The organism is Arthrobacter sp. NPDC058130, assembly GCF_042884475.1.
Taxonomy (GTDB): domain Bacteria; phylum Actinomycetota; class Actinomycetes; order Actinomycetales; family Micrococcaceae; genus Arthrobacter.
On the sequence record NZ_JBHVTV010000008.1, the window covers coordinates 149,532 to 164,509 of the forward strand.

Sequence of the window (14,978 nt, forward strand, 5' to 3'; positions counted from 1 at the left end):
CCGGGTTCTAACCGGGTCCGGGTTCTAACCGGGTCCGGGTTCTAACCGGGTCCGGGTTCTAACCGGGTCCGGGTTCTAACCGGGTCCGGGTTCTAGGCAGGGCTGGGTTCTAGGCCCCGGGCTGCTGCGAGTCCTTGGGGCGGTGGTCCGTGCGGACGGCAATGTCGGGGTTCGCGTCCACGAGGCGGTCTTCGGCCTCGGCGTCGGCCACCTCGCCGGCGCTGCGCAGCGGCTTGGCCTTGCCCGAGAACCGGTGGTGCAGCGTTGCGGTGGCCGCGTCGCGCTGCCTCTGGAAGAACAGGAAACTGACAGCGAAGGACATCATCCCGGCACACAGCGCGGCCAGGAGCACTCCCAGCTGCAAGTAGAGGAAAAGCGCAAACAAGGGAGCAAACAGCGCCAGCCGAATCAGGGTGTATTTAAGGAAAGCCACCCCACAAGTTTAGCCGCCAGGACGGCGGCCACGCTTCGGCCCTTATCCCCGCACGCGCCGGTAGTGCGGGTGGCCCGCGCCTGCACACAGTGACCCACGCCGTCGGGCCGCCCGACGGCTAGACTGAAGGTATGCTCCGTGTAGTGGTTCCGATCGTCATACTGGTCGTGTTTGTCTATGGACTGGTCGACCTCATCCGGACTGACGCGCGGCTGACCAGAGGGATCTCCAAGACGTCCTGGGTCTTTGTCCAGATCCTCCTTCCCGTGGTCGGCGCCATCCTGTGGTTCATCATTGGGCGGCCCCGCGCCACGGACACCGCCCCCGTCGCCTACAGCCACCCGGTAGCGCCCGACGACGACCCGGACTTCCTCCGCAACCTTGAAATCCGCCGGCGCAACCAGGCCGAGGCCGACAGGCTCAAGAAGCTCAAGGACGAACTCGACGCCAAGGAGCGCAAGGCCGACGCCGGCAGCGCGGAAGCCGCCGAGGCCGCCGGCACCGCAGGCACCGGTGACGCCCACGAACCCGGCGACGCCGGAACTGACGCCGGAACGCCCGGCACTGACGAAGCGAAGTAGCCCCGCGGAATCCCGTCACCATTAGCGGCCCCTGTCACCCCCGGGCGGCCCAGCTGCGGCCAGTAGCCACAGGTGGCCGGAATTCCAGCCTCAAAGCGGCCATCTCCGGCAAATGGCCGCCCCCAATCGGCGCCCCGTCGGCAGTCCTATGGCACGTCGTCGAGAGCTGCCGTTAGATCACGGTCTCGAATGGCCGTTCCGTCGTTCCGTCGGTATCCCGTACCCATCTCCGACCGCCCCGCAACCCCCGGGCATACCAGCTGCGGCTAGTAGCCACAGATGGCCGGAATCCCGGCCTCAAAGCGGCCAACTCCGTCAAATGACCGCCCCCAAACGGCGCCCCGTCGGCATTCCTATGGCTCTTCGTCGAGAGCTGCGGTTAGATCACGGCCTCGAATGGCCGTTTCGTCGTTCCGTCGGTATCCCGTACCCATCTCCGACCGCCCGGCAACCCCCGGGCATACCAGCTGCGGCTAGTAGCCACAGATGGCCGGAATCCCGGCCTCAAAGCGGCCAACTCCGTCAAATGGCCGCCCCCTCGGGCGCCCGCGCCTGCTGCTCACACGGCCCACTCCTCCCCCACACCGTGCCCGGTCTGTGGATAACCTCCGAGCCAGCTCGGCGCGGGCGCAGAATGCTCGTATGCGCCAGCCCAGTGACCTTCCCCCGCATCTTCGAAGCCGGCCGTTCACTGTGGCCGAGGCGCGCGCTGCCGGGCTGAGCCGACGACGGACCCGGGCCAGGGATCTCGTCAGCCCGTGCTACGGAGTGCGCGCCGCAGCTGCCGCGCCCGATGGTTTGCTGGAACGCGTGCATGCCCTGACTGCCGTGACGGGCGCGGTCGTGAGCCATCTGTCTGCGGCAGTGCTGTGGGGCTTCCCGCTGTCGCAGGCCTTTGGGAACTCGTCTGTCGTCCACCTGACGAGCCGGCCCGGCCAGCGCGCCGTGCGGCACAAGAACGTGGTTGGCCATCAGCAGTCACTTGAACCGGATGAGATCGCGACCGGGACCAGGGTGAGCTGCACTTCCCCGTTGCGGACGTGGTTCGATCTCGCCAGCCTAATTAGCCTCGATGAACTGGTGATTGCCGGCGACTTCCTGTTGCGGCGGAGGAATCCATTGACCACGATCGACAAGCTGGACGCCTTCCTCGCCGGGAAGCAAGGCAGGGCGGGCTACCGGCTCGCCATGCGGGCCCGAGCCTTGATCCGCGCCGGTACGGACTCCCCCAAAGAGACCGAGCTCCGGCTGCTTCTGGTTCGCCATGGCCTGCCCGAGCCCGGAATCAACGTCCCCATGTTCGACGAGACCGGCGGCTGGCTCCAGGACCCGGACCTCTCCTACGAACAGGAAAGATCGCGATTCAGTACGACGGCGGGCATCATGCCAGTCCTGCCCAACGTCGCAGCGACATCTTCCGGGACGAGAACGCGAGGGATGCCGGGTGGCGCGTTGTCGTATTGACCCAATGGCATTTGACCCCGTTCGCCCCTGGGGTGGAGCCGGCCGCGGTCACCCGTGTGCGGGCGGCACTGACGGAGCGGGGATGGACTCCGGGCCCGGTTCCGAAACCGAGACGACGCCAACGTGCTCGCGCGACGTCGCCCCGCATTGCACTCATCTGACACGAATGGCCGCTAAGCAGGTTCCTTCGCGGCCCTTCGGGGCAAGCCGACGGAGAGGAGTGCCCGCATGCCGTGCCACGTCGGCCTAACCGCCTCGCGCCGCCCCACCGCACTCGTCTGACACGAATGGCCGCCAAACCGGATAGCTTAGCGGCCATCTATGGCAAATCGTGCGCTTCTGCTGGTGTCTACAGCCTGCTGGTGTCTACAGCCCCCTGGTGTCTACCGCCTGCTGGTGTCTACAGCCCCCTGGTGTCTACAGCCCGCTGGTGTCTACAGCCCCGAGTAGGAGTGCAGGCCGTTGAAGAACTGGTTCACGATCGTGAAGTTGAAGACCACGCACAGGTAGCCGACGATCGACAGCCAGGCCGCCCGGGTGCCGGTCCAGCCACGGGTGGCGCGGGCGTGCAGGTATCCGGCGTAGACCACCCAGATCACGAACGTCCAGACTTCCTTCGTATCCCAGCCCCAGAACCGGCCCCAGGCCTTCTCCGCCCAGATGGCGCCGAACATGAGCGTGAACGTCCAGCCGACGAACGCGATGGCGTTGATGCGGTAGGAGAGGTTCTCCAGGCTCAGGGCGTTCGGCACGAGTCGCATGAACCCGAGCTTGTCGGCACCACCGGCGGCGATGGTCTTCTGCCGGTGGGACTGCACGAGCTGCAGCGCGGACATGGCGAACGTCAGGGTGAACAGCGCCGAGGACAACACGGCGATCGAAACGTGGATGATCAGCCAGTAGCTCTGCAGCGCCGGCACCAAGTGGCCCACCGGCGTCCAGAAGGAGATGGACGCCGCCACCAGCATGATGATGGCCAGGCCGATCACGAACGTGCCCAGAAAGCGCAGATCGCGGCGGATCAGCACCAGCAGGAAGACGGCCACGGCCACGAACGCGCCGGTGGTGAGGAATTCGTACATGTTGCCCCACGGCACCCGGCCCGCACCCAGCGCGCGGGTGATCACGCCGGCCGCATGAATGGCGGCGCCGAGGACGGTCAACGCGACAGCCACCCGCGCAGGGGCACGCCGCTCGCCGCCGTAGCGCATGCTGCCGTCGGCGGTCTGGCCCGCACCCGCCGCTGCCCCGCGGCCGGAGACGGCCGACGTCGGACGCTCCGCACGGCCTGCAGGTCCGCTGACGTCCGCATCGGAGCGGTCACTGCCGCTTCCGGCGGCCCCCGCACCGACGCCGACGGGGACGCGGGCCGCATGGGTCCCATCCGCCTGGATCTCCGCGGCCTTGAGATCCACCGCGCGCAGCATCTTGCTGCTCTTGGCCAGGTCCCAGGCGAAGGCGATGAACGCCACCGTGTACGTGCCGGCTGCCAGCAGCATGAAGAGCTCGCTGTACTGGCCCATGGTTTCGTTGATCGAGAACAGCATTACTGGTCCTTCTTCGACTCGGACGAGCCGGCTGTTGACTGGATGAAGTCTTCTGCGGGTTGTTCAGGGGAGGCGTGCGCGCCGCCGTCTGCCGCGCTGCCTGTTGCGGTGCTGCCTATCGCCGTGCCGGCGTTATCCGCCCGGCCATTATCCGCCGTCGTGCTGGGAGCGGGCTGGGAGCCGGCCGCGGCATCCTCCGCCAGCTGCCATTCGCCGGCCAGGAGTTTGCGGATGGCCGCGGCTTCCCCGGCAAGCCGGTGGTCTTCGCCGCGGGCCAGGAGACCGTACTCCACCATGGTGCGGCCGTCCTCGTGGGTGCCGGTGCGGACCCAGACGCGACGCCGGTTCACATAGAGCGAGGTCACCAGCCCGGCCACGGCCAGGAGCGCGAAGATCAGGGCGTAGAGCTGGCCGGGGTTGTGGTGGATGTCGACGCCGATGTACCGCTTCACGCCGTCGAAGCTGATGGAGCCCTTGCCGTTTGGCAGCGTGTAGCTGCCTCCGGGCGCCAGGACGATGCCCTTGGTGTCCAGGTTGCGGGCGTTGAGCGGCGTCAGTTTCTTGACGTCGAGTTCGAAGACGTTCTGCGGGGCACCTGCATCCAGGCCGAGGTCGCCGTAGTAGGAGTTCAGGCTCAGCTGCGGGTTGATGAGCTCCGGGTCGCCGCTGAAGGACACGCCCTGATCTGTGACGAAGGCCGTCGGCAGGAAGAACCCGGCGAACGCGAGCTGTTCCGGCTTGGCGTCCGGGACCTTGATGACCACGGAAGAGTAGTAGTTCTCGCCCTGGAGCTTGGCGACCACGGGGCCCTGCATGGCAATATTGCCGGCGGCGTCGCGGACGGTGACCACGGGAGCGTAGCCGTTGCCCGTCAGGTACACGCTGGTGCCGCCGAGGCTGAGGGGGTCGTTGACCTTGAGGACTTCCTTCTTGGCCGGCGCGCCCGGGTTTTCCTTCGTGGTCACGGCGGCCGCGAAGTCGATGGGCTGGCCGAACTTGCCCTTCGACTCACGGTCGAAGGTGATGTCGAACTTGTCCAGCTGGACCGAATACGGCTGGAGCTGGCTGCTCTGGAAGTTGGTGCCGGGCGTGAACTGGTCGTAGCCGACGAGCGTGTTGACGAACGTGTCACCCTCCACCAGGATCCGCTGCCCGCTGTAGCCGAAGAGGCCGCCGGCCGCCACCGAGACCAGCACGCCGATCAGTGCGGTGTGGAAGACGAGGTTGCCGACTTCCTTCAGGAAGCCGCGCTCGGCACCCAGGGAGGGGCGGTCGCCGTCGCGGTCCCGGACGTCGACGCGGTAGCCGCGTTTCTTCAGCAGCTCCGCGGCATCGGAGATGGCTTCCGACGCCGGGATCCCGGCGTCGGCCGGCAGCACCAGAGTGCCGTATTCGGGGAGCCGGGACAGCCGTGCGGGGGTGCGCGGGGGCTGGGAGCGCATCGCCTTGTAGTGCGCGATGGCGCGCGGGATCACGCAGCCGATCAGCGAGATGAACAGCAGGATGTAGATCGCGGAAAACCAGGCCGAGGAGTAGACGTCGTAAAGCTGCAGCGAGTCCAGGATCTTGCCGTAGTCCGGGTGGTCCTTGATGTACTGCGTGACAATGGCCGGGTTGGCCGGGCGCTGCGGGAACAGCGACCCGGGCACGGCGGCGACGGCCAGCAGCAGGAGCAGGAACAGGGCCGTGCGCATGCTGGTCAGCTGCGTCCACGCCCAACGGAGCATACCCAACGGACCCAGCGAGGGCAGGACAGCCTCGGGCTTCGGGGACTTCTTCTTCTTTACGTTCACGCGCTCGCTCATCAGATTGGCAATTTCACATCGGTTTGGAACCAGTACTGCAACCCGGAGACCCAGGTGCCCCACACGCCGCTGGCCATCAGGATCCCGAGCAGGACCAGGATGCCGCCGCCGGTGCGCTGGATGGCGAGCCGGTGCTTGCGGAAGAAGGACATCACGCCGATGCCGCGGCGCACGGCCAGGGCGATCAGCAGGAACGGGATTCCCAGCCCAAGGCTGTATACGAACGCCAGGAACGCCCCTTTGGCCGCCGACGAGCCACCGGAGAGGCTGAGCAGTTGGACGGCGGAATAGGTGGGGCCGATGCACGGCGCCCAGCCCAGCCCGAAGGTGATGCCCAGCAAGGGCGCGCCCCACAGCCCGGCCGGCGGTTTGGCATGGATCTTGGCATCGCGCTGGAGCCAGCCGAAGCCGCCCATGAACACCACGCCCATGACGATCACCAGGACGCCCAGCAGCTGGGTGATCCATTTGTTCTGTGTGCCGGTGATGAGGCTGCCCAGCTGCCCGAAGGCCCCGCCGAGCAGCACGAAGATCACGGAGAATCCGAGGACGAACAGGCCGATGCCGGCCAGCATGCGGCCGCGCCTTTGCTTCTGCAGGTCGACGCCGGTCAGTCCCGTGACGTAGCCCAGGTATCCGGGCACCAGAGGAAGGACGCAGGGCGAGAGGAAGGAGACGAGTCCGGCCAGCAGCGCGACGGGAATGGCGAGCAGGAGCGATCCGTTGAGGATGGCTTCGGCGAAGGGGCTGTTCACGGTCCGGACCGCGCTACTCGGCCACGGCGGAGGCAATGAGGGACTTCAGGGTGCCCGGCTGAATTTCGCCCAGGACCCGGGAGGCGACGCGGCCCTGCTTGTCCAGCACGAGCGTGGTGGGCACGGCGCCGGGCGGCACGAGTCCGGAAACGGCCAGCAGCACGGCGCCGTCCTTGTCGTTGAAGCTCGGGTACGTCAGGTTGAAGGTCTTGTCGAACGCGTCGGCGGTGGCTTTCTCGTCGCGCAGGTTGACGCCGAAGAACTGCACTCCCTTGCTCTTGAACTCCTGGTTCAGCGCCTCCAGGGAGGGCGCCTCGACCCGGCAGGGGGCGCAGGCGGCGAACCAGAAGTTCAGCACGGTGACCTTGCCGGGGAAGTCCGCCGAGGTGACGGCGGTACCGTCGAACAGCGTCCCCTTGAGCGCCACAGGACTCTTGCGGTCCGCGACGGCGAATTCGGTCACGGACCCGTCGCCGGCCACGTAGTTCTTGTTGTCCCCGGCCTTGGCCTGCTTGGCGAGGGCATCGTCCTGGGCGCAGCCGGACAGCCCGAACGCTGCGGCCAGCGCGGCGCCGCCGGCGGTCAGGAGGTGGCGGCGGGACAGCGGGGTCCCTTCGCGGCGGTTCCTGGCCATGGTCAGGCTCCCGGGGTGCTGGCGGCACCGGGCAGGAGGGCGGCAGCAGGCTCGCTGTAGTCGACCCGCAGGAGCCCGCCGGCGTCGTCGAACACCAGCGAGGTCAGGGACGTCAACGTGCATTCGCGTTTGCGCGGGTCGTGCCACAACGGCCTGCCCTCGGCGCTGAGCCGTGTGGCCCAGATCGGCAGCTGGTGGCTGACAAGGATGGCTTCGGCCCCGTTGCCGCCCAGTTCGATGGCCCGGATGCGTGCATCCTGGACTGCCGCGATGACGCGTGCGGCCTGTTCCTTATACGGCTCACCCCAGGATGGCCGGAGCGGGTTGTACAGCTTGGCCCAGTGCTTCGGGCGGAGCAGTTCAGCCTTGGAGACGTGCATACCCTCGAAGGAGTTGGCGGCCTCGATAATGCGGGCCTCGGTGGCGATCTCGAGGCCCAGGGCGTCGGCGATCGGCTGTGCGGTCTCCTGCGCGCGCGCCAGCGGCGACGCGGCGAGGTGGACAATCCGGGCTCCTTGGGCGGAGCGCTCACTGAAGTGTTCCGCCAGCGTGCGGGCCATCTCCCGGCCGAGTTCGGAGAGGTGGAATTCCGGCAGCCTGCCGTACAGGACACCATCGGGATTGTGGACCTCGCCGTGGCGGAGCAAATGAACAGTGGCTTGGGGCATGTCTACCAGTTTCTCAAAGATGCCGGTCGATCTGAAATCTTCTACAAGGAGTAGAACTGAAGAGTTTGGAAAAATGTTCCCCGGAGTTGGAATAAAAGATGCAAATGCATGTTTATACTGGGTGAAGCAGTTAGTTGAGGATTCAACCAATGATGCTTCAACTGACGATCAGACGAACAACCACAGCACCAACCCGACTCAAGGAGAACCACCATGGCACTTCCCGCTAACGTCACCACCGGCATCTGGACCCTCGACCCGTCGCACAGCGAGATCGGTTTCACCGTCCGTCACGCCGGCATCAGCAAGGTCCGCGGCCAGTTCACCGACGCCGCAGCCACCCTGGATCTCGCCGAGAACGTCACTGACTCCAAGGTCAATGCCTCGATCAAGACGGCCAGCTTCGACTCCGGCGACGCCAACCGCGACGGCCACGTCCGCGGCGAAGACTTCTTCGACGTCGAGTCGTTCCCGGAGATCTCCTTTGTCTCCAGCACAATCGTCCCCAAGGGCGACGCCTACGAACTCCAGGGCGACCTCACCATCAAGGGCATCACCCGCCCCGTGGCCCTCGAGACCGAATTCAACGGCGTGGCCGTCGATCCGTTCGGCAACACCCGCGCCGGCCTCTCCGCCGAAACCACCATCAGCCGCAAGGACTTCGGCCTGACCTGGAACGCCGTTCTCGAAGCCGGCGGCGTGCTGGTCAGCGACAAGGTTGCCATCAACCTGGAACTGGCTTTCATCGCTCCGGCAGCCTAGTCAGCAGACAGAGCCACCGGCCGACGCCGGTAACCTGTTCCAGCGCCCCGCTTCATCCTTGTGATGAAGCGGGGCGCTGCTGTTTCCGCCACCACTTTGCGGGTGCCGCGACAGGCCGGAGAGTCCCTAGATAACTCCCTAGATAACAAGGAATCGGCGGTCTACAGTGAGAGCCATGAGCAACCCGAGTGATGTACCGCCGCAGCAGCCGGGCGCACAACCTCCCGCGTCGGGCAACGTCCCTCCCGCCGTCCAAGGGCAGCCGCCGGCCAACCAGCCGCCCGCTCCGGGATACCAGGGCCAGCCCGGATTCCAGGCCCCGCCGGCGGGGTACCAGGCTCCCCCGCCGGGCTACCAGGGGCAGCCGCCGGGCTACCAGGGGCAGCCGCCGGGCTATCAGGGGCAGCCTGCGTCTTCGGGCGGATTCCGTTTCGAGATGCCCACTGACCGTCCCAGGAACTTCAGCGATGCCCTGCCTGTAGGCGGTCTCTCCGGTATGTTCAAGGTCGCTGCGATGCCCACCGAGCTGAAGGTCTCGTACTGGATCTGGCTTATCGGCGGCCTCCTGGGCCTCCTTGGTGGAATCATCGGGTTGTTCGGGTCTTTCGTCCTGATCGCCTTCGCGCCGCCAATCGGGCTCCTGGTGCTGGTGCTTGTCATCGTGGCCCTTGCACTGGCCACGGCCCAGATCCTCCTGGCGATGAAAATGAAGGAAGGCCGGGAGTGGGCCCGCTTCGCCCTCACTATTCTTGTCGGCATCTCCTTGGTGCTGGCGGTCATCAGTGCTGGCGTCGCCGACGGGCGGGGCGGTGGAAGCCTGCCGGGCTTCCTCATCAGCCTGGTGGCCACCGTGCTCATGTGGCTGCCGAACTCACAGGCCTGGTTTGTCGCCAACCGGGGCCGAATCTAGGGCCGCCGCTCCCGAGGAATTCTGGCCAATACTGGCGGCGCCATCGCATCCCTGGGACCGGCCAGGCAGCGTCCGTGCCGTGGCCGTTCCGTAGTTCGAATGCGGGTTGAGAATACCTCTCCGGAATGATCCACACGGCGGGCCGCCCGCGGTACGGTTGAGCTAAACCATGCTGGGGGCAGGGCAGGAGCGCTGGTCCCGGTGGCCGATTCAGTGTATCGACACGCAAAGGACCGCTTCATGAGCAACCCTCCAGTCCAGCCACCACCTCCGAACGGCTCCGAGCCGGGCGGAGAAGCCACTCCCCAGTTCGGCCAGAACGCGCCGCAGGCCCCGCAGTTTGGCCAGAACGCCCCGCAGGCGCCGCAGTACGGCCAGCAGGCCCCTCCCGCGTATGGCCAGAACGCCCCGCAATACGGCCAGCAGACCCCGCCGGCCTACGGCCAGAACGCCCCGCAATACGGCCAGCAGACCCCGCCGGCCTACGGCCAGAACGCGCCGCAGTACGGCCAGCAGCCTCCGGCCTACGGCCAGTCCCCCTATGCCCAGTACCCCTCCCAACAGCCGCAGGCTCCGGGCGCAGTCCCCCAGCTTGTCAACACGTCGTTCTGGCTGATCATCGCGGCCGGGGCCCTCTGGGTCGTCTCCATGCTCGTGTCGCTCGGAACCCTGGACACACCAGCCGTCCGGGACATGTTCGAGCAGCAGATGGCATCGAGCGGCACGAGCGTCAATTTCGAATCCATCAGGGGCGTCCTGATCGGCACCATCGTAGTGTTCGCCGTCATCAGCGCCGGGCTCTACGCCCTCGTCGCATTCAATGTCCGCAAGGGCAAGAACTGGGCTCGGATCCTGGGCACCGTGTTCGCCGCCTTGTCAGTGTTCAACATCGTCCCGCTCAGCCTTGCCACCCTCGCGGCACTGGTCGGCATCGCGGCGATCATCCTGCTGTACCTGCCCGCAACCTCGCCCTATTTCCAGAAGCGGCAGTCCTTCGCTAACCCCTTCGGGCAGCCCGGAGCCCCCTTCGGGAAGTAGCCGCACAGAGAACCGTGCAGCGGGCGCGGGAACCGGAAGGCCTGGCCGAACCTAGTCGGCGTCCTCCGGATCCTGCGCCCTTTGTGCGTGATAAGCCAGGATCTGCAGTTCAGTGGCCATGTCCACCTTGCGGAGGTTGACCCCCGGAGGGACCTGCAGCATCACCGGCGCGAAGCTGAGGATGCTCCGCACGCCGGCGGCAATCACGCGGTCGCAGACGTCCTGGGCCACCGCGGCGGGCAGGGCCAGGACCACCATATTGGCACCGGTTCGCTGCAGTACCGGCTCAAGGTCGGCGGCGTCGCTGACCCGCAGCCAGCCGACCTCGCTGCCCACCACCATCTGGTCGGCGTCGAATATTGCCACAATGTCAAAGCCCCGCGACTCGAATCCGCCGTACCGGGCCAGGGCTTTGCCCAGGTTGCCGGCACCGACGATCGCGACTTTCCAGTCATGGGTCAGCCCGAGTGCGGCCGCGATGTTGCGGTTCAGGTACTGGACCTCGTAGCCGACACCCCGGGTTCCGTAGGAGCCGACGTAGGAGAGGTCCTTGCGCAGCGTTGAGGAACTGACTCCGGAGGCCTCGGCCAGCGACTCGGAGGAGACGCGGTCCACCCCGTCGGCCAGCAGCGTGGTCAGGGCGCGCAGATAGATGGTCAACCGGGCCACGGCCGCGGGGGGTATCTGTTTGGCGGCAGTTCCGGCTCCCCCGGGCACAGCCTCGGAAAATGAATCCAGCGAAGTCACTATCTGCTCCATTGCGTCGCGTTGTGCTTCCCACTCTAGAGCCCCCGTGCACCGCGCAACAAAGCAGGCGGGCGTCAGGACGGCTGGCTCAGGATCCGCTGCAGGGTCCGTGTCAGGCGGGCCTCGTCGATCTTCCAGAAATCCCGCTGGACACCGTTCACCAGCACCACCGGGATCTCCTCGGCGAAGCGTTCACGCAGCCCGGCGTCGTGGTCCACTGTCTGCTCCGACCAGTCGATTCCGAGCGCAGCCGTGACGCGGCCGACGGCGGCGCGCGCCTCCGCGCACAGGTGGCAGTCAGCTTTGGTGATCAGCACTACATCGGGCAAAGACGCGGGTTCGGCCATGCAACCACCGTAGCCCGTGGCCGCATCCGCGTCGACGCGCGGCGCAGAGGACCCTGAAGCCGGTAAAGGAGCCACCGGCCGGGACCGGGGCGGTCCTGCCGCGGCGTCGCCCGCCCCCGGAAGCGTACGGGGGCCGGTCATTGACTAGACTCGTGGCATGCCCGAGGAGAAATACGTCACTGTGGCCAGTGAGCCTGCTGCATCGACGCAGCACGGCGAGGCCGCATTTTTCGACGTCGACAACACCCTCATGAAGGGCGCAAGCCTTTTCCACGTCGCCCGCAAGCTTCACCAGCGCGGCGCCTTCACACTGCGGCAGGCTGCCGGTTTCGCCTGGAAACAGTTCATGTTCGTGCTGCGCGGCGAAAACATGGATGACGTCCATGCCGTCCGCGATTCCGCCCTGACGCTCGCCGCCGGCATCACTGCCAGCGACATCGAGGCCCTGGGCGAAGAGGTCTACGACGAGATGATCGAGTCGCGGATCTGGCCGGGGGCCAAGGCCCTGGCCGAGCAGCATCTCCGGGTCGGGCGCAAAGTATGGCTCGTCACGGCGACGCCGATCGAGGTGGCCACTGTTATCGCGGCCCGGCTGGGCCTCACCGGGGCCCTGGGCACGGTGGGCGAGATCCTGGACGGCTCCTACACGGGGCGGCTGGTGGGAGAGATCCTCCACGGCCCGGCCAAGGCGGTCGCGGTCCAAAAGATTGCCGAGGAGCAGGGCCTGGACCTCAGCCGCTGCTGGGCCTACAGCGATTCCCACAACGACATCCCGCTACTGAGCATGGTGGGGCACCCCGTGGCCATCAATCCGGACTCGAAGCTGCGCCGCTACGCCCGCGAGCACAACTGGCCGGTCTACGATTTCCGCTCCGGCCGGCGCGCCGCCACTTTGGGGTTCAAGGCCGCGACGGTCGGCGGGGTCATTTATGGCCTGTGGCGGGGGTTCTCCCGCTTCCGCGGCCCCAGCCGCTAGGCCCGGCAACTTTTCCGCTGCGGTTCCGGACACGCGCGCCGCGGATCCGGGCCGCCGTCGTCCATTTCCGCAGCCCAAGTCCGCTTCCGGTGCAGCAAAAGGACGGCAGCAAGGAGACGGCAGCAAGAAGACCGGGCGGCAAGAAGGCAAGAAAAATGCCCGCCGCCTGGAAGGCAACGGGCATTTCATGCAGTGCGAAGTATTGCTACTTCTTATTGCGACGCTGGTGGCGCGTCTTGCGAAGCAGCTTGCGGTGCTTCTTCTTGGCCATACGCTTGCGACGCTTCTTAATAACTGAACCCACGAAAGTTCCTTACCGGCTAGATGCAGTACCTGCCTGTTGGGAAGGGTCCGCGGGCTAGGCTGCAGACTGAAACAACTGACAGGTTCTTACAATGACGTAAAACGTTCCTTAACAGGGTACCGCCTCTGCGAGGCACCCTACGACCGCGGGTCAGGTGCGGGCCCAAAGCAGTCGATACACCCTGCGAATGTTGCCGCGGACTGTTCAGCCAGTCCCGGCCTGGCCGTCACTCCGGTCGACGACGGCACCCTTGAGGTACTGTTCGACGGCGTTTTCCGGCACCCGGTAAGAGCGGCCGAACCGCACGGCCGGCATCTCCCCAGAATGTACAAGACGGTACACGGTCATTTTTGATACCCGCATCAGTTCCGCGACCTCGGCCACGGTCAAAAAACGGGCCTTGGAGAAGTTGGCCTCCGTAGACATTTCCCTATTCCTTTGCTCCAGCGAACGGCAGCCCCACCTGGTGACATGGCGGTGTGCCGATGCTGAGCCATCAAACAACCATGTGTTAGCAACACTAGTTGCTCATGGTGCCAATGTGAAAGGCTTCCTCAGGAATCCCCACACGATTTCCGCAGGAATCTCGAAATTCCCGGCAGCACCAGCACCGCCGCTCCTTCCTCAGGAACGCGTCCGGCGCGTGCGGGCCGAGGCGGCCAGCTGGCTGAGGACCGACGCCGTCACGTCCCAGTCCATGCAGGCATCCGTGACGCTCTGGCCGTAGACCAGCTCGTCCCGATCCGCGGCGGGCACGGCGACGTCAAGGTTCTGCGCCCCGCCCACCAGGAAGCTCTCCAACATGACGCCGGCGATGGCCCCGGCAGCGGCTCCGGCACTTTCCAGCTGGGAGCCAATTTCGAGGGCGACCTCGGCCTGGCGGTGGTGGTTCTTGCCGCTGTTGGCATGGCTGGCGTCCACGATCAGGCGGGGGTTCAACTGCTTCGCGGCCAGCTTGGCGGACGCCGCTTCAACGTCGGCGGCGGAGTAGTTGGGTCCCTTGCGTCCGCCGCGGAGGATGATGTGGGTGTCCGGGTTGCCGGCGGTGGCCACGAGCGCTGCCCGGCCGTCGTCGTCGATCCCGAGGAACGCCTGGGCGGCGGCCGCGGCGCTGCACGCATCCAGCGCCACCTGGAGGTCCCCGTCGGTGCCGTTCTTGAAGCCAATCGGCATCGACAGCCCGGAGGCCAGTTGGCGGTGGATCTGGCTCTCCGTGGTGCGGGCACCGATCGCGCCCCAGGCGACGAGGTCCGCGACGTACTGGGGGCTGATGGGCTCGAGGAACTCGGTGGCGGTGGGCAGTCCGAGGGCGGTGACCTGCCGCAGGAAGGCCCGGGCCGCGCGCAGGCCCGCCGCGATGTCGTGACTGCCGTCCAGCCGGGGATCGTTGATCAGGCCCTTCCAGCCCACCGTGGTGCGCGGCTTCTCGAAGTACGTGCGCATGACGATCAGCAGGTCTTCGCGGTGCTTCTCGGCCTGGCTGACCAGCCGGCGGGCGTATTCCAGCCCGGCCTTGGGGTCGTGGATGGAGCAGGGGCCAACGATGACGAGCAGCCGGTTGTCCACGCCGTCCATGATGGCCCGGACCTCGTCCCGGCCCCGCCCGACCACGTCCGCCATCCGCGCCTCAAGCGGCAGTTCGGCCATGAGGTCCTGCGGGGTGGGCAGCGGGGTGAACTCGCTGACGCGCAGGTTCGAGGTGGAGTGCTGGGTGTCGGCTGCTGCTTCGATGCTCATTTTCGGGTCCTGTTCCGGATGCGGAGCGGGCCCTGATCAGAACCCGCCGGAGAAATGGCGAAGGGCAGAGAATGATCTCTGCCCTGTTGGCTCTGAAGGAAAGTTGGATGCGTGTCAGTTAGACGCGGGCCCCTCCAGAGCCAACGAAAAATACGCATACCAACGGTTAGTCATAGCGTCGACCATAGCCCGGAGCCGCGGCCGGGGGCAAATCTCCCGCCTCAGGCGTGTCATTTTCCCCGTCACATGGCTGCCAACAACGCAGATGTG

17 protein-coding genes are annotated in these 14,978 nt (G+C 66.5%); 6 read left to right on the forward strand and 11 right to left on the reverse strand.

Annotated elements, in window-relative coordinates; genetic code table 11:
* Positions 1-109: 109 nt before the first annotated feature.
* The gene (locus ACFVTM_RS14790; protein ID WP_390204230.1) at positions 110-433 is read right to left on the reverse strand and encodes a DUF4229 domain-containing protein; all 324 of its coding nucleotides are present in this window, start codon (positions 431-433) and stop codon (positions 110-112) included.
* A 131-nt stretch (positions 434-564) separates the two neighbouring features.
* Here ACFVTM_RS14790 and ACFVTM_RS14795 point away from each other — a divergent pair, with 131 nt between their 5' ends.
* Together ACFVTM_RS14795 and ACFVTM_RS14800 are read left to right on the forward strand one after the other, a co-directional pair.
* The gene (locus tag ACFVTM_RS14795; RefSeq protein ID WP_390204232.1) at positions 565-1,014 is read left to right on the forward strand and encodes a PLD nuclease N-terminal domain-containing protein; all 450 of its coding nucleotides are present in this window, start codon (positions 565-567) and stop codon (positions 1,012-1,014) included.
* A 642-nt stretch (positions 1,015-1,656) separates the two neighbouring features.
* Entirely contained in the window at positions 1,657-2,478 is an 822-nt protein-coding gene (locus tag ACFVTM_RS14800; protein ID WP_390204233.1) for a hypothetical protein, read from the forward strand.
* Positions 2,479-2,912: 434 nt separating this feature from the next.
* Here the strand turns inward: ACFVTM_RS14800 and ccsB are convergent, their stop codons facing one another.
* From ccsB to ACFVTM_RS14825, 5 genes are read right to left on the reverse strand one after another with little or no spacing between them, the layout of a single operon-like run.
* Positions 2,913-4,025: a c-type cytochrome biogenesis protein CcsB gene (gene ccsB, locus ACFVTM_RS14805; RefSeq protein ID WP_390204234.1), complete on the reverse strand. Its 1,113-nt coding sequence runs from the start codon at positions 4,023-4,025 to the stop codon at positions 2,913-2,915.
* Positions 4,025-5,830, reverse strand: coding sequence for a cytochrome c biogenesis protein ResB (locus tag ACFVTM_RS14810; protein ID WP_390204235.1), 1,806 nt, complete (start codon positions 5,828-5,830; stop codon positions 4,025-4,027). Before ACFVTM_RS14810 ends, ccsB begins: the two co-directional genes overlap by 1 nt.
* A complete protein-coding gene (locus ACFVTM_RS14815; protein WP_390204236.1) occupies positions 5,830-6,585 on the reverse strand; it encodes a cytochrome c biogenesis CcdA family protein in 756 nt (251 codons plus the stop codon). Before ACFVTM_RS14815 ends, ACFVTM_RS14810 begins: the two co-directional genes overlap by 1 nt.
* Positions 6,586-6,598: 13 nt before the next feature.
* Positions 6,599-7,219, reverse strand: a complete 621-nt coding sequence (locus ACFVTM_RS14820; protein ID WP_390204237.1) for a TlpA family protein disulfide reductase — start codon at positions 7,217-7,219, stop codon at positions 6,599-6,601.
* Positions 7,220-7,221: 2 nt separating this feature from the next.
* Positions 7,222-7,887, reverse strand: coding sequence for a histidine phosphatase family protein (locus ACFVTM_RS14825; RefSeq protein ID WP_390204239.1), 666 nt, complete (start codon positions 7,885-7,887; stop codon positions 7,222-7,224).
* A gap of 213 nt (positions 7,888-8,100) precedes the next feature.
* On the opposite strand from ACFVTM_RS14825, the gene ACFVTM_RS14830 reads away from it, so the two are divergent.
* The 3 genes from ACFVTM_RS14830 (at position 8,101) to ACFVTM_RS14840 (ending at position 10,597) form a co-directional block, all read left to right on the forward strand.
* Positions 8,101-8,649 (forward strand): YceI family protein, encoded by a 549-nt coding sequence (locus tag ACFVTM_RS14830; RefSeq protein ID WP_390204241.1) that lies wholly within the window; start codon positions 8,101-8,103, stop codon positions 8,647-8,649.
* Positions 8,650-8,824: 175 nt separating this feature from the next.
* Positions 8,825-9,559, forward strand: a complete 735-nt coding sequence (locus tag ACFVTM_RS14835; RefSeq protein WP_390204243.1) for a hypothetical protein — start codon at positions 8,825-8,827, stop codon at positions 9,557-9,559.
* Between the two features lie 240 nt (positions 9,560-9,799).
* Entirely contained in the window at positions 9,800-10,597 is a 798-nt protein-coding gene (locus ACFVTM_RS14840; protein ID WP_390204245.1) for a hypothetical protein, read from the forward strand.
* Positions 10,598-10,648: 51 nt separating this feature from the next.
* Here the strand turns inward: ACFVTM_RS14840 and ACFVTM_RS14845 are convergent, their stop codons facing one another.
* Together ACFVTM_RS14845 and ACFVTM_RS14850 are read right to left on the reverse strand one after the other, a co-directional pair.
* The gene (locus ACFVTM_RS14845; RefSeq protein WP_390204246.1) at positions 10,649-11,344 is read right to left on the reverse strand and encodes a redox-sensing transcriptional repressor Rex; all 696 of its coding nucleotides are present in this window, start codon (positions 11,342-11,344) and stop codon (positions 10,649-10,651) included.
* Positions 11,345-11,418: 74 nt separating this feature from the next.
* Positions 11,419-11,691 (reverse strand): glutaredoxin family protein, encoded by a 273-nt coding sequence (locus ACFVTM_RS14850; protein WP_390204248.1) that lies wholly within the window; start codon positions 11,689-11,691, stop codon positions 11,419-11,421.
* 157 nt (positions 11,692-11,848) lie between these two features.
* Between ACFVTM_RS14850 and ACFVTM_RS14855 the strand changes: the two genes are divergently transcribed.
* Positions 11,849-12,667, forward strand: coding sequence for an HAD family hydrolase (locus tag ACFVTM_RS14855; protein ID WP_390204250.1), 819 nt, complete (start codon positions 11,849-11,851; stop codon positions 12,665-12,667).
* Between the two features lie 205 nt (positions 12,668-12,872).
* Here the strand turns inward: ACFVTM_RS14855 and ACFVTM_RS14860 are convergent, their stop codons facing one another.
* The 3 genes from ACFVTM_RS14860 to ACFVTM_RS14870 all read right to left on the reverse strand — a co-directional run bounded on the left by ACFVTM_RS14860 (position 12,873) and on the right by ACFVTM_RS14870 (position 14,708).
* Complete coding sequence (locus ACFVTM_RS14860; RefSeq protein ID WP_003792170.1) at positions 12,873-12,971, reverse strand: 30S ribosomal protein bS22; 99 nt, start codon at positions 12,969-12,971, stop codon at positions 12,873-12,875.
* Positions 12,972-13,175: 204 nt separating this feature from the next.
* The gene (locus ACFVTM_RS14865) at positions 13,176-13,397 is read right to left on the reverse strand and encodes a helix-turn-helix domain-containing protein (protein ID WP_223980874.1); all 222 of its coding nucleotides are present in this window, start codon (positions 13,395-13,397) and stop codon (positions 13,176-13,178) included.
* A gap of 198 nt (positions 13,398-13,595) precedes the next feature.
* A complete protein-coding gene (locus tag ACFVTM_RS14870) occupies positions 13,596-14,708 on the reverse strand; it encodes a 3-deoxy-7-phosphoheptulonate synthase (RefSeq protein WP_390204252.1) in 1,113 nt (370 codons plus the stop codon).
* Positions 14,709-14,978 lie beyond the last annotated feature (270 nt).

Excerpts from the sequence above, each read along its gene's own strand:
- ACFVTM_RS14795 (WP_390204232.1), top strand. The coding sequence starts at position 565 with ATGCTCCGTGTAGTGGTTCCGATCGTCATACTGGTCGTGTTTGTCTAT.
- ACFVTM_RS14800 (WP_390204233.1), top strand. The coding sequence starts at position 1,657 with ATGCGCCAGCCCAGTGACCTTCCCCCGCATCTTCGAAGCCGGCCGTTC.
- ccsB (WP_390204234.1), bottom strand. The coding sequence starts at position 4,025 with ATGCTGTTCTCGATCAACGAAACCATGGGCCAGTACAGCGAGCTCTTC.
- ACFVTM_RS14810 (WP_390204235.1), bottom strand. The coding sequence starts at position 5,830 with ATGAGCGAGCGCGTGAACGTAAAGAAGAAGAAGTCCCCGAAGCCCGAG.
- ACFVTM_RS14820 (WP_390204237.1), bottom strand. The coding sequence starts at position 7,219 with ATGGCCAGGAACCGCCGCGAAGGGACCCCGCTGTCCCGCCGCCACCTC.
- ACFVTM_RS14825 (WP_390204239.1), bottom strand. The coding sequence starts at position 7,887 with ATGCCCCAAGCCACTGTTCATTTGCTCCGCCACGGCGAGGTCCACAAT.
- ACFVTM_RS14830 (WP_390204241.1), top strand. The coding sequence starts at position 8,101 with ATGGCACTTCCCGCTAACGTCACCACCGGCATCTGGACCCTCGACCCG.
- ACFVTM_RS14835 (WP_390204243.1), top strand. The coding sequence starts at position 8,825 with ATGAGCAACCCGAGTGATGTACCGCCGCAGCAGCCGGGCGCACAACCT.
- ACFVTM_RS14840 (WP_390204245.1), top strand. The coding sequence starts at position 9,800 with ATGAGCAACCCTCCAGTCCAGCCACCACCTCCGAACGGCTCCGAGCCG.
- ACFVTM_RS14850 (WP_390204248.1), bottom strand. The coding sequence starts at position 11,691 with ATGGCCGAACCCGCGTCTTTGCCCGATGTAGTGCTGATCACCAAAGCT.
- ACFVTM_RS14855 (WP_390204250.1), top strand. The coding sequence starts at position 11,849 with ATGCCCGAGGAGAAATACGTCACTGTGGCCAGTGAGCCTGCTGCATCG.
- ACFVTM_RS14865 (WP_223980874.1), bottom strand. The coding sequence starts at position 13,397 with ATGTCTACGGAGGCCAACTTCTCCAAGGCCCGTTTTTTGACCGTGGCC.
- ACFVTM_RS14870 (WP_390204252.1), bottom strand. The coding sequence starts at position 14,708 with ATGAGCATCGAAGCAGCAGCCGACACCCAGCACTCCACCTCGAACCTG.